The organism is Nostoc sp. ChiQUE02 (assembly GCF_034531305.2).
In the GTDB taxonomy this organism is placed as follows: Bacteria; Cyanobacteriota; Cyanobacteriia; order Cyanobacteriales; family Nostocaceae; genus Nostoc.
In genome coordinates this window covers 300,833-313,553 of record NZ_JAVRBN020000001.1, presented here as the reverse complement: position 1 = coordinate 313,553, position 12,721 = coordinate 300,833, and the positions used below count along the sequence as shown (strand labels likewise).

11 protein-coding genes are annotated in these 12,721 nt (G+C 41.8%); 2 read left to right on the top strand and 9 right to left on the bottom strand.

The features are described from left to right. Positions 1-14: 14 nt before the first annotated feature. The 4 genes from RM347_RS01400 to RM347_RS01385 form a co-directional block, all read right to left on the bottom strand. Positions 15-1,334, bottom strand: coding sequence for a hybrid sensor histidine kinase/response regulator (locus tag RM347_RS01400; RefSeq protein ID WP_322722301.1), 1,320 nt, complete (start codon positions 1,332-1,334; stop codon positions 15-17). Positions 1,335-1,352: 18 nt separating this feature from the next. After that, the gene (locus tag RM347_RS01395; RefSeq protein ID WP_322722299.1) at positions 1,353-4,160 is read right to left on the bottom strand and encodes a hybrid sensor histidine kinase/response regulator; all 2,808 of its coding nucleotides are present in this window, start codon (positions 4,158-4,160) and stop codon (positions 1,353-1,355) included. A gap of 174 nt (positions 4,161-4,334) precedes the next feature. Next, positions 4,335-4,550 (bottom strand): hypothetical protein, encoded by a 216-nt coding sequence (locus tag RM347_RS01390; RefSeq protein WP_322722298.1) that lies wholly within the window; start codon positions 4,548-4,550, stop codon positions 4,335-4,337. A gap of 70 nt (positions 4,551-4,620) precedes the next feature. Further along, entirely contained in the window at positions 4,621-4,734 is a 114-nt protein-coding gene (locus tag RM347_RS01385) for a helix-turn-helix domain-containing protein (protein ID WP_416211952.1), read from the bottom strand. Between the two features lie 330 nt (positions 4,735-5,064). Between RM347_RS01385 and RM347_RS01380 the strand changes: the two genes are divergently transcribed. Continuing rightward, positions 5,065-5,607 (top strand): hypothetical protein, encoded by a 543-nt coding sequence (locus tag RM347_RS01380; RefSeq protein ID WP_322722296.1) that lies wholly within the window; start codon positions 5,065-5,067, stop codon positions 5,605-5,607. 109 nt (positions 5,608-5,716) lie between these two features. Here the strand turns inward: RM347_RS01380 and RM347_RS01375 are convergent, their stop codons facing one another. From RM347_RS01375 to RM347_RS01360, 4 genes are all read right to left on the bottom strand, one after another. Further along, a complete protein-coding gene (locus RM347_RS01375; RefSeq protein WP_322722295.1) occupies positions 5,717-6,508 on the bottom strand; it encodes a superoxide dismutase in 792 nt (263 codons plus the stop codon). 111 nt (positions 6,509-6,619) lie between these two features. Next, the gene (locus RM347_RS01370) at positions 6,620-7,717 is read right to left on the bottom strand and encodes an ABC transporter ATP-binding protein (protein WP_322722293.1); all 1,098 of its coding nucleotides are present in this window, start codon (positions 7,715-7,717) and stop codon (positions 6,620-6,622) included. A 315-nt stretch (positions 7,718-8,032) separates the two neighbouring features. After that, entirely contained in the window at positions 8,033-8,203 is a 171-nt protein-coding gene (locus RM347_RS01365; RefSeq protein WP_322722292.1) for a type II toxin-antitoxin system HicB family antitoxin, read from the bottom strand. Between the two features lie 25 nt (positions 8,204-8,228). Then, complete coding sequence (locus RM347_RS01360) at positions 8,229-8,957, bottom strand: GUN4 domain-containing protein (protein WP_322722291.1); 729 nt, start codon at positions 8,955-8,957, stop codon at positions 8,229-8,231. A 275-nt stretch (positions 8,958-9,232) separates the two neighbouring features. Between RM347_RS01360 and RM347_RS01355 the strand changes: the two genes are divergently transcribed. Beyond that, the gene (locus RM347_RS01355) at positions 9,233-10,654 is read left to right on the top strand and encodes an NADP-dependent isocitrate dehydrogenase (protein ID WP_322722290.1); all 1,422 of its coding nucleotides are present in this window, start codon (positions 9,233-9,235) and stop codon (positions 10,652-10,654) included. 872 nt (positions 10,655-11,526) lie between these two features. Here the strand turns inward: RM347_RS01355 and mtnA are convergent. After that, positions 11,527-12,606 (bottom strand): S-methyl-5-thioribose-1-phosphate isomerase, encoded by a 1,080-nt coding sequence (gene mtnA / locus RM347_RS01350; RefSeq protein WP_322722289.1) that lies wholly within the window; start codon positions 12,604-12,606, stop codon positions 11,527-11,529. Positions 12,607-12,721: the final 115 nt, after the last annotated feature.

Here is a 12,721-nt window from a genome sequence, read left to right as displayed (position 1 = left end):
TAAGATAGTAGCCATTAAGACACTGGAATCTTAATAACAAATTCTGTCCCCTCACCCAAAACGGAGTTGCAGATCAACTTACCATTATGGGTTTCTTCAACAATTTGACGAGCGATCGCTAATCCCAATCCCGTTCCCTTGCCAACCTCTTTAGTGGTAAACAAGTGGTCAAAGATACGTACTTTAATATCCTCTGGCATTCCCGAACCGTTATCTTTGATCCGAATTACTACCGTATTCTGGTCGCTAGATACTTCAGTGCGAATTATAATTTGCTGAGAATTAACTTCTAATTCAGCAAATGTTCGCCCAACGCTTTCTGTATCTAATACATCAATTGCATTGGCAATGATGTTCATAAATACTTGATTTAACTGTCCTAAAAAGCACTGAACAGGCGGTAATTCACCATAATCTGTAATCACTTCAATCGTCGGACGTTTCTGGGATGCTTTGAGGCGATACTTCAAAATTAACAGTGTACTTTCAATCCCTTCATGCAGGTTGCAAGCAATTTTTTCAGATGTATTGGCTCTGGAAAAAGTGCGGAGACTAGTGCTAATGTCCATAATACGTTCTGTCGCTACATGCATCGAGACTAGCAGTTTTGGTAAGTCCTGGCTGAGAAATTCTAAGTCAATTTTCTCTGCAAGTTTTGTGACTGCAAATGGAAGTTGGGGATGATGTTGCTGTACACATTCCACATACTTAAATAAGTCTTGGATATACTCTTCAGTATTACTCAAACTGCCTTTGAGAAATCCCAGGGGGTTATTAATTTCGTGTGCTACACCTGCAACTAAGTTACCCAAGGTTGCCATTTTTTCACTTTGCACTAATTGCAATTGTGCGTTTTTAAAATTATCTAGCGCTTGCGAAAGCTCTGCGGTGCGTTCTTGTACCCGTTGCTCTAAAATATTCTTTTGTCGGGCTAATTCTAAATTTGCTTGTCGCAGTTTCAGATGAATACCAATACGTGCAAGTACTTCTTCTTGTTGAAATGGCTTTGTAATATAATCTACAGCTCCTAACGCTAAACCTTTGACTTTATCAGTTGTATCATTTAAAGCAGTCATGAAAATAATCGGAATCTCGCAGATTGTCAGTTGAGATTTTAATTGACGGCAGGTTTCAAAACCATCAATTCCTGGCATCATTACATCTAGTAAAATTAAATCAGGAGGGTAGTTTTTTATCGTCTCGATGCCGTGCCAACCATCCATTTCTACTAGGACTTTATAACCGGCTTGGTCAAGTGCATCATATAGCACTTCGATATTAGTTGGATGATCGTCAATAATCAGAATTGTTTGACCTTTTCCATCATTTGCCATCAGTTTTCAATCTCCTACCTAAATCTTTGTTGATTCTTGAGATTGGTTTATCGACTCTTGCAGAAAATGACGAACTGTCTGAATATTGAAGCCTTTAACCAATTCCCTGAGTTCTTGAATAAAGGGTTGAAACTGCTCATCTAATTGAGCTAGTTGATCCAACTCTTCTCGGATACCTCTAAAATACCCAGTTTCCACATGTTCAAATAATACCTTTAAATCAGAAATAGGTGGAATTATAATGGTTATGGGGCTTGCTATTGTATTAACTTGAGATTTTAATTTAATATCTGTATATATCCAATCTAGTTGTAATTGCTTAGCTAATGCAGCATAAAGTTCATCTGCTTGCACGGGTTTTGCCAAGAAATCGTTACCACCAGCATCTAAACTCTTTTGGCGGTCAATCTCAAACACGCTGGCAGAAGAGACAATCACAATGGCATCACGTAAAGTTTCGGATTGACGCAATTGTTTGAGCATTTCCCAGCCATCCATTACGGGCATAGCTAAATCACAAATGATCGCATCGGGACGATCGCTTGTAATTTTTTCTAAACCCTCTTGTCCGTTGTTGGCTTCGATAACTTCAAAACCAAGGGGTTCCAAAAGATTGACAATTACTGACCGATTTTCCCAACGGTCATCGACAATCAGGATTTTTTTGCGATTCTCTTTCACAGAGGTTGCGCCAACGCCAGAATATCCGACAATTCTCCCAGATGATGTTACGGAATTTGCTTGTACCCAATCAGTTGCGATCGCACAGTCAATATTAAAGAAAAACTTACTACCAACCCCTAATTGGCTTTCAACCTGTATTTGACTAGCCATCAATTCAACAAATCGCTGGCTGATAGCAAGTCCTAATCCCGTTCCTTCACTTTGGCGTTTGCTATCCCCGACTTGCTCAAAGGGGAGGAAAATTTTCTCTAATTGCTGGGGACTTATGCCGATGCCTGTATCCTGAATTTGGAAGCGAAGATTAGTTATATCCCCTAACAGCACTTCCACCTTAAAAGTGACACTGCCTTTTTCGGTAAACTTAATGGCATTTCCCAGCAAGTTAATCAGAACTTGTCGTAAACGCTTCTCGTCAGCAACAACGCCCATTGCTGGATTCTCCGGCGGCTGATAAATAAACTCAATACCCTTTTGTTCGGCTTTAATGCGGCAGATTTCCACAACACTTTGTAGAAACGCAGGTAGATAAAATGGAACCAGCTGTAGTTCTAGTTTGCGAGCTTCGATTTTAGATAAGTCGAGAATATCGTTAATTAAAGTCAGTAAATGCGAACCACATTGATAGATAATATCGATGCCACGCTGTTGTTTTTCGTCAGATGCAGTCCGGGCAAGAATTTGGGCATATCCTAAAATTCCGTTGAGCGGTGTCCGCAGTTCATGGCTCATGTTTGCGAGAAAATCGCTCTTGGCATGATTGGCAGCATCGGCGGTAAGTTTCGCTTCCTTTAACTCGTGGGTGCGTTCTTCTACCCGACTTTCTAATTCTTCGTTAGTTTTAGCTAATTGTTGATTGGTTTGCTCAATAGTGGTGAAAGAGTCCCGTAACTGCTGCGCCATGCGGTTGAAGGACTGCGCCAATCTACCCAATTCATTTACTGACGGTATTTCTACCTGTTGATTTAACTCACCTGCTGCAATCGATTCTGATGCTTGACTCAAGCGCAAAATAGGACGGGCAATCCAACGAGAGGTGTAGAAGCCTAAAATAGTTGCTAATGTTAATGCACCCAGACATAACAAAATTGTTGTGCGCGTGTTGGCGTTAATTTGCCCCATAAAATCTGATTCTGGAACCGCCACAACCACCAGCCAATCTAAACCCCATTCATCCCGCCAAGGTGCCACCTGAACAAACTGGCGCTGGCCATTGAGTCTAAATTCCAGCGACTGATTGCCTTTGATGGTTGACAAATTCTTAAAACGCTCAGTTAAATATTTTGCAGTAGCTTGAATCAGTGAATCTTTACTGTCAGAGCCTTGAAGCCGTTTAGCTTTGCCATTAACAAGTGTAAAAGGTTGTTCTTTGTTGGAACTTGCAATTAACAATCCATTACGTTCCAAAATAAAAGTTTTCCCAGATGGACTGACTTTTAAGTGCTGAAGAAAATCACTAATCTGCGTGAGTCGCTGGTCAACTCCAATAACACCAATCAAATTCTTGTTTTTGTCATAGACTGGGCGATTAGCAGACACGGATAGCGTATAAGGTGGCGATTGCCATTGATAAAGCGTCCACATCGATTTGCCTGTCTTTGCTGGTTCCTCACACCAAGCTTCTTGTTTAGCAATGTAACGACCATTATCGGTGGCCAGGTTAGCCCGATTCCCTAGTTTATCTGTGTTGTAGATATACCAATGTTGGTTGCCATTGCGCTTGCGGGAAACTTCATCGACTGTAACCCGACCATCGTCAAAGAAGCGTCCGGAACCTGCAAAATCTCCTGTCTGCAAGCAAAAACCAATATAGCCAATATTATGTAGTTGGAGTTGCTTCCAGAAAAACTGCCCAAGTTGCTGTGGATTGTCTGGGTCAAGTAATCCCATATCCATCGCACCGCCATTAATTTCAGCTAGGTGACGACCTGTATTCAGGTAACTATCTAAATGCTGGTCAATGCGATCGCTTACTTCACGTTGCAATCGATTGGCTAAATCATTTACTGCTTGTTGTCCGTTGCGAAGAGATAAATAGCCCGTCAGTCCTACTGCGGCGAAGATTTGCAAAACGAAAGGAAGCACAAGCACTAAGCGTAGCGGTAGATTCCCCTTGTTAGGAGAATTCTTGTTATTTGATAGCATCACCTCAGATTGGCTCCCCTTACATCCTGACGATTATCATTGGTTATTTATAGGATTCTCAAATTAACCTTGGTGATTAAAGCGGTTCTCAGTTGGATGCAATACGCCTGCTTATTGGGGAGTTAGAAGTTCGGAGAATCAGGATAAGTTTATATTTTGACTCTTTATACCAATTCACGAAAAGCCTGATACAAATAAAGCATCCAAAATAAAACCCCAACCTGTAATAGAAGCAACAATTGATGTGTTGAATGTTTCAAGACGTTGCCATACAAATTCTCTCAACTCGTCTAAAGAGTGAAAGGATTCCCAACTCAAAGACATTTTAATTTCTTGCCAAAAGCGTTCTATAGGATTAACTTGTGGTGTATGTGGTGGTTGAAACAGCAAAATGATATTTTCTGGTACTTGAAGATATTGGCTGTTGGAGTTCTCTATCTAGTTGCTCTCTTGCCGAAGATTAAATAATTGGCGATCGCCCTTGACTCTTTTTTGTTGACAACAGACTCGTTATTCCTGACTCTGTATAAGTCTTTAACCATCTTTGTACCGTTACCCTTCCTCTTCCCAACACCACAGCTACATCCTGTACTGTTTTTACTTACCCTATTTTCAGTAAATACAAAGCTTGAATACGTTCCAGGCTTGATGCTGTTTTTTGTTTTCTCAACAGTTCATGCAATTGGTCAACTGATTCAACTATTTTTACTTTGGTGACTCCAGCCATCTTTGCTCGTAATATTTATTCCTTAATTATCTTTATAAAGAACCATATAAACTTGAAGATTTAGTCGAAAGTACCTTTTTTGCCTCCAATTAAAGGTTACAGGCAATATATTGAAATTATCTCAGTTGCGAGCTTGTACTGAGACTAATAAACTTTACCTATTCGGAGAATTTGCGGATGAAATTAGCCAAAAATCTGAGCATTGCTGCTGCTGGCGTAGCTCTTTCTTTAGCGGCTGTAAGTGCTAAACCTGCACAAGCAGCAAGTGTCAATTTTCTTAGTCAATCGGGAGGTACATACAATTACAATGTACTTGCCACTGGCACACCCACGGAAAAGCTCAACAAATTTAGTAGCATTACCCTCTCAGACTTGGAAGGTGTAACTGGAGTAAATGTAAATTCATCATTTCTGAATGTACTCTTTTTCGATGCCAATAATGTTCTATTGTCACTTAAGAATGCAACGGCGAATACCTTGACAGGAAATCCATTTACTGGATTGGACTTTTCTGTAATCAGTTCATCCACAACACCGGGTTCAGTAAGTTTCTCCGTTCTAAATAGTGGTAGTGGTATTAATTATACTGGCACAGTCACAGGGCCTGTTGCAAGTCCTGTTGCAGTTCCTGAACCCTTTACTATGGGTAGTTCAGTAGTTGCTATTGGTATGGGTTTGTGGATGACGCGAAAGAAAGCTACAGCCACTCACAAAGCTTAGTAGAGTTACCTGCTTTTAGGTAGCAAGACTCGCATTACAAAACTGGCAACAGAATATTGTTTCTGTTGCCAGTTCATAAGTGCCTATAACTTTAAATTTTTGTCTTGGCTTAGACAAATTTGGTTGCTGCTACAAACCGCTTGTTAATCTCATCCCAATTAACCACGTTCCACCAAGCATCTAAATAATCGGCGCGGCGATTCTGGTAATTGAGATAATATGCATGTTCCCATACGTCATTACCCAAGATGGGATATTTACCTGTACTTAAGGGACTATCTTGGTTAGCTGTGGTTGTCACTTCCAACTTGCCACCTTTGTTATGCACTAGCCAAACCCAACCACTACCAAAACGACCAGCACCAGCTTCGTTAAACTGTTTTTTGAAAGCTGCAAAAGAGCCAAAATTTTGATTAATTGCGGAGGCTATATTTCCTGTTGGTTCTCCCCCACCTTTTGGCTTCATAATTTGCCAGAACATTGAGTGGTTCACATGACCACCGCCATTATTGCGTACTGTTTTGCGAATATCTTGTGGTACGGTGTCAAGTTTTCGCAACAGTTCTTCAACACTTTTGCCTTTGAGTTCTGGGTGTTTGGCTAACGCTGCATTCAGGTTTTTCACATAAGTTGCATGGTGTTTATCGTGGTGAAATTGCATCGTTTTGGCATCGATGTGTGGTTCTAGGGCTTCGTAGGCGTAAGCTAAAGGGGGTAGTTGGATAGCCCCTGTTATATTTGGTATTGCATTTGGTGATGTATTTTGTGTTGTATTTGGTGTTGTGTCCGGAGTTGCAGTGTTTCCCTGAAGAGATTTCTCTGCCGATGCACAAGCATCTAATGCAAAAGCACCCGCACTCGCTGTGAGTAAAAACAAGAAATTGCGTCGATTAATAGTCATATAAGTTTTTGCAGCGAATCGATTAAGTATCTATTGCAGTTTTTATTTTCTTAGATTCTGGCTACAAAAAATTGGTAATTTGCGATTATTTCTAGTAGTTTAAGAAACTCTTTATAAGATTCTGTCCCCAGTTTTAGGATCAAATATAAACAACTGATTTAAATCGAGTTGTAGAGAAAGGCGATCGCCTGGACGTGGACGTACATCCCCACCCACCTGAATATTCAACACCACCGCCGAACCAGGTAAACCAGCACGAATCAAAGTTTCCCTTCCCAAAGGTTCCACAACTTTAACTTCAACAGATAACAATCCTGAGTTTTGAGTACTTAGTTCTGAATCAGTATTGATTTTTATATGCTCTGGGCGAACCCCCAAATCAAAACTGTGTCCTTGACGCAAGTGTATTTTTTCTTTCACAACTGCTGGAATTGCTAATAACTGTCCACTCACATCAAAACCGTTATTTTCATAGATTGCAGGCAAAATATTCATTGGTGGACTGCCTAAAAAAGCTGCCACCATCCGATTAGCAGGACTTGCATAAATAGTTTGGGGATCGCCAATTTGTTGAATCCGCCCTCGATTTAGCACGACAATTTTATCAGCCAAAGTCATCGCTTCAACTTGATCGTGGGTGACATAAATTGTTGTAATGCCTAATTCTTGATGTAACTGTTTCAATTCTGCCCTTGTATCATCACGCAATTGGGCATCTAAATTAGATAAAGGTTCATCAAGTAAAAATACTTGTGGTTCACGAGCGATCGCTCTCCCTAATGCTACTCGTTGTTGCTGTCCCCCAGAAAGTTGTTTGGGTTTACGATCCAGCAAGTGATCCAGAGAAAGCGATCGCGCCACATTCATCACCCGTTCTTGAATGATTTTCCGGTCAACCTTCCGCATTTGCAACCCAAAGCCGATATTTTCCGCCACGCTCATGTGAGGATAGAGAGCGTAGTTTTGGAATACCATCGCTACATCGCGTTGTCTGGCTGGGATATTATTCACCAAGCGATCGCCAATATAGAGTTTGCCAGATGTAGCGGTTTCTAAACCAGCGATCGTTCGCAAAATTGTCGACTTACCACAACCCGATGGCCCAACTAAAACCCAAAACTCGCCATCAGGAATTTCAAAGGTAATATCCTCAATAGCGGTGACATTATTGAATCTACGCTTAATATCTTCTAGACGAACGTTTGCCATTATCTAATTTGATATTTTCAGTTTGGGAGCTGCGCTAAGTAACCTCCAACTCAGTACTAGGGGCTTTTATTTGCCCCTTTTGAGGAACTGTGAGGCTGCTTTGTAAGTGCAAAAACTTGGTTGTCCTGCACAACTCTAATCAGAAATCTTAGAGCCTCATTCACGGCATCGGCATTGGGAAAAACCTGTGCAACATCAGGTTCTAAACGAATTGTTGTCTTACCAAAGCTCTTTCGTTCAGGGCCGAACTTTCTGACTTTTAAGCTCTTTAAGTCATACTCCAATCGCACACTACAGCATGACGTTTTTGACTTCTCAGACATCCTCTAAACAAAGTTCCATTACTTGTTTGATATTAGCCATCAATTCATCAATTGTTTCTCCCTGACTGTAGCAGGCTTTTAGCTGAGGGACTTCTCCAACATAGTAGCCATCTTCATCCCGTTCAATGATGACGTAGAATTCTCGGTTGCTGGGATTGATCATAATTTATTTATACGTAGGCTCAAAATCATTTTTCTGGATTCTTCGACCAAGCAGGGTGAGAAAGTAAAGAAGCAAAGACTCGTACCCCTCGAAGTTGATTAGAGAGCGGTAAGTGACCTTTAGGCGCACTTAAATCCCAGGTAAACTCGTTAGGGTATCGCGTCCAATTATTACCTGCTTTCCAGCCAATTTTCGGCCAGAAATTCTCCCAGTTTTTACCTAAACTTAACCAGATTTCTCGCTGCACTGAAAAGCCAAATTTACCTTCTGAGTGGACTAACCAGAGGTTGTTAATGGTTTGCAAGTCAACAGCCGAGGTATTTTCTACCTCAGTAAAGTACAACCATTTTCGTTGTACAGCCGTTGGCCCTGATAGTTCACACATTTTTTCGATGGTGACGCGATCGGCTGCTTGGAAGTCTTGAACAGCTAGTAGCTGTTGCAAAGAATTGTAGTTAATCCCGCACTCTGATTTTAGAGGTACAATTCCCTCAGGAAAACAGGAGCGCAAAAATTCTTTGACTTGAGGTGCGTCAGAGTTATAGAGGACTTGGTAAGCTTTGCCATCAACCCAAGTCGCTGGGTTCTCACGTCGTTTCAGTAAAAATTCCATCAACACGTCTAATCCCTCATTACCCAACTCAGCTAATTGTGGGATTATCTGTTGTTGGACTTTTTCAGACCCAGCGATTAACGGTCGTCGGAGGGAGTCGATGTCATTTGCAGGGCCTGATAAAATCATTGGGTCTGTCATGCCATTCTCGTTTTAGCGGTCAGTGAAAGAGCGGTAAGCTATCGGGCATTCTCCAAGGCGAAGCACTGATAGCGAAAAGTAGTTTACTATTTTTGATCGTACAAAATTGCGATCGCTTCACTGAATCCCACACTTAATCCCCAAATAATGTACAAGGGGAATAGGGGGAAAATCTGCGCCTTATGGCTTGGTGAACAAAAGACATAGCAAAATATACAAGCCTGCCACATAAGGTTTTTTTGAATAGCAGCGTATCGATTAGGAGTGTGTGAACGATGTACGAAAAGATTACCCCCCCCGCAACCGGAGCAAAAATCACCTTCAAAAATGGTGAACCAATCGTACCGGACAATCCAATTATCCCCTTTATTCGTGGCGATGGTACAGGTATAGACATCTGGCCTGCTACCCAAAAAGTACTAGATGCTGCGGTAGCCAAAGCATACAAGGGTCAGCGTCAAATTAGTTGGTTTAAGGTTTACGCTGGGGATGAAGCTTGCGATTTATACGGTACTTATCAGTATTTACCTCAAGACACTCTGACTGCAATTGAAGAATATGGTGTAGCTATTAAAGGGCCTTTGACTACTCCCATTGGGGGGGGAATTCGTTCTTTAAATGTAGCGCTGCGGCAAATTTTTGACTTGTATGCCTGCGTGCGTCCTTGCCGTTACTATGCAGGTACGCCCTCACCCCACAAAAATCCCGAAAAGCTGGATGTAATTGTTTATCGGGAGAATACGGAAGATATTTATTTAGGCATTGAGTGGCGACAAGGTAGCGAAATCGGCGATCGCTTAATTAAAATTCTCAATGAAGAACTAATCCCCGCCACCCCAGAACATGGGAAAAAACGCATCCCTCTTGATTCTGGTATTGGCATCAAACCCATCAGCAAAACTGGTTCCCAGCGCCTAGTCAGACGTGCTATCAAACACGCTTTGCTATTGCCCAAAAACAAGCAACAAGTGACTTTGGTGCATAAGGGCAACATCATGAAGTACACCGAAGGCGCTTTCCGTGATTGGGGTTATGAACTAGCAACCAGCGAATTTCGCCAAGAAACCGTCACTGAACAGGAATCTTGGATTTTGAGTAACAAGGAAAAAAATCCGAATATTTCCTTGGAAGAAAACGCCCGCCAGATTGAACCTGGGTTTGATAATCTCACTCCAGACAAGAAAGCGCAAGTTGTCAAGGAAGTTGAAACTGTTCTTAACACAATTTGGGCAAGCCACGGCGATGGTAAATGGAAAGAGAAAGTTTTGGTGAATGACCGGATTGCTGACAGTATTTTTCAACAAATCCAAACCAGACCGGATGAGTATTCGATTCTGGCGACGATGAACTTGAACGGCGATTACTTGTCTGATGCCGCCGCCGCCATTGTTGGGGGATTAGGAATGGGACCAGGGGCAAATATTGGTGATTCAAGTGCCATATTTGAAGCTACCCACGGCACCGCACCCAAACACGCCGGCTTAGATCGGATTAATCCTGGTTCAGTGATTTTGTCTGGTGTGATGATGCTGGAATTTATGGGTTGGCAAGAAGCCGCAGACCTAGTTAAGAAAGGTTTAAGCGAGGCGATCGCAAGTAGTCAAGTCACCTACGATTTAGCTCGGTTGCTAGAACCGCCAGTTGAACCCTTAAAATGTTCTGAATTTGCTGAGGCAATTATTCAACATTTTGGTTAATTCTATTAGGGTTAATTAGTCACAAGTCGAATTACCCCACCCTAACCCTCCCCTTGTAAAGGGGAGGGAACTGGATTTCTTGTTTCCCCCCTTTATAAGGGGGGATTAAGGGGGGTAATTTGACTTGTGTATACACGCTTTTTAAGGGGGGTTAGGGGGGATCAACAAATATTTAATACTTCTCAGACATCCTCTGATAAATCAACCATTTTACAAAAGCGAAATGGCATTTTATTTGCAAAAAACACCAAAATCAGAAAGCGAACTGGGGTTTGAGTAAGTCAAAGCTTATTTTGAGAAAGCAAAAGCTTCTTTTACTTGCGGAAAACACCGAAATGAGAAAGTAAACTGGGGTTTGAGAAAGCAAAAGCTTCTTTTACTTGCGGAAAACACCAAAATGAGAAAGCAAACTGGGGTTTGAGAAAGCAAAAGCTTCTTTTACTTGCGGAAAACACCAAAATGAGAAAGCAAACTGGGGTTTGAGAAAGTCAAAGCTTATTTTGAGAAAGTAATTGCGGATTTTGCTTATTGAATTTAGTCAAAATATGAAGTTTAGATAAAATTATTGACAAAATTGCTGATAAATCTTGATCCGTCAGATTTCAATACGGTTCGGATAAGGTTTTTTGATGACACGCCCTAGATCGCAAAGACGCAATAAATCGCCGTCTTTACAAGAATCAGTCCTTTGTAGAGACGGCGATTTATCGCGTCTCTTGCCTTAACCGAACCGTATTGCGTCAGATTTAAAACTAGTCAAAAAACAAAGTCCCCGGCTTTTATAAAAAGTCGGAGATTTTTTTGGGGCAATCCCCTATAAAGTTTCCGTTATTCGGATTTAGAGCGATCGAGAACTCGGCGCAAGTTCTCCATTAATTTGGATTTAACCCAATCGGTAATTGCTGTAACTGCGATTTCGCTAATTTATCAGGTGCGATCGCTCCATTCTCTGTAATGATTGCTGTAATCAACTCTGCCGGGGTGACATCAAAAGCTGGGTTGTAAAAATCTACACCCGCAGGTGTGAGAATAGTATCACCAACTTGATAGATTTCTGTTGGTTCGCGTTCTTCAATGGGAATTTTGCTGCCATCGGCTAATTCAAAATCAACGGTGGAAAGGGGTGCAGCTACAAAGAAGGGGATATTATGTGCTTTAGCTGCGATCGCTACACTATATGTACCAATTTTATTGGCAGTGTCGCCGTTAGCAGCAATGCGATCGGCACCCACAACTACAGCATGAATCAAACCCTGTTTCATGCAATGGGCTGCCATATTATCAGTAATTAATGTAACTGGAATACCTTCTTGAACACATTCCCAAGTGGTGAGTTTTGCGCCTTGCAAACGGGGACGGGTTTCGTCGGCAAATAAACGTTCTAAACGTCCTTCCCTCCAAGCGGAACGGACAACACCCAAGGCTGTGCCATATCCAGCAGTAGCTAGTGCCCCAGCATTACAGTGGGTAAGCAGCGTCAGCTTTTCTGGGGTAGTGGGTAAAACTGCCAAACCATTGTCGCCGATCGCTTGACAGGTTTGCAAATCTTCAGCGTTGATTGCCTGGGCTGTTTGGAAAAGGGTTTGCTTAATGTCTTCTACTGTTCCCAGCGTTTCGTAGGCAGCTTTCAGCATCCGGCTGATTGCCCAAAATAAATTTACCGCTGTTGGACGAGTAGAACGCAACAACTGGGCTACTTTATCTAAGTGTTGCAAAAATTCGGTGCGATCGCTAGTTTCAATTTCCCTGGCACCAAGATACATTCCATAAGCCGCAGCCACACCAATTGCAGGCGCACCTCGCACAATCATGGTTTTAATCGCCCGCGCCATATCTTCACTGCGATGAATTTCCACAAATGTATATTCGTTGGGTAAGCGAGTTTGGTCAATTAGTGACACTGAGTCATTGTGCCAAATAACGGGATAAACCTGGTTTGTGGAAGGTGTCATAAAAAAAGGTAGTTAGTAGATGGGCATCAAATACTTAACTGGCGCAACAGATTGGTCAGAAATATCATAGCCTTACTTAAGTATTTAATAAAAGAAATTTTTGTTATCTATATCT

Bases quoted from the DNA above. Each gene is read 5' to 3' on its own strand.
- mtnA (WP_322722289.1), bottom strand. From the start codon at position 12,606: ATGACACCTTCCACAAACCAGGTTTATCCCGTTATTTGGCACAATGAC.
- RM347_RS01375 (WP_322722295.1), bottom strand. From the start codon at position 6,508: ATGACTATTAATCGACGCAATTTCTTGTTTTTACTCACAGCGAGTGCG.
- RM347_RS01365 (WP_322722292.1), bottom strand. From the start codon at position 8,203: ATGATCAATCCCAGCAACCGAGAATTCTACGTCATCATTGAACGGGAT.
- RM347_RS01400 (WP_322722301.1), bottom strand. From the start codon at position 1,334: ATGGCAAATGATGGAAAAGGTCAAACAATTCTGATTATTGACGATCAT.
- RM347_RS01360 (WP_322722291.1), bottom strand. From the start codon at position 8,957: ATGACAGACCCAATGATTTTATCAGGCCCTGCAAATGACATCGACTCC.
- RM347_RS01380 (WP_322722296.1), top strand. From the start codon at position 5,065: ATGAAATTAGCCAAAAATCTGAGCATTGCTGCTGCTGGCGTAGCTCTT.
- RM347_RS01395 (WP_322722299.1), bottom strand. From the start codon at position 4,160: ATGCTATCAAATAACAAGAATTCTCCTAACAAGGGGAATCTACCGCTA.
- RM347_RS01370 (WP_322722293.1), bottom strand. From the start codon at position 7,717: ATGGCAAACGTTCGTCTAGAAGATATTAAGCGTAGATTCAATAATGTC.
- RM347_RS01355 (WP_322722290.1), top strand. From the start codon at position 9,233: ATGTACGAAAAGATTACCCCCCCCGCAACCGGAGCAAAAATCACCTTC.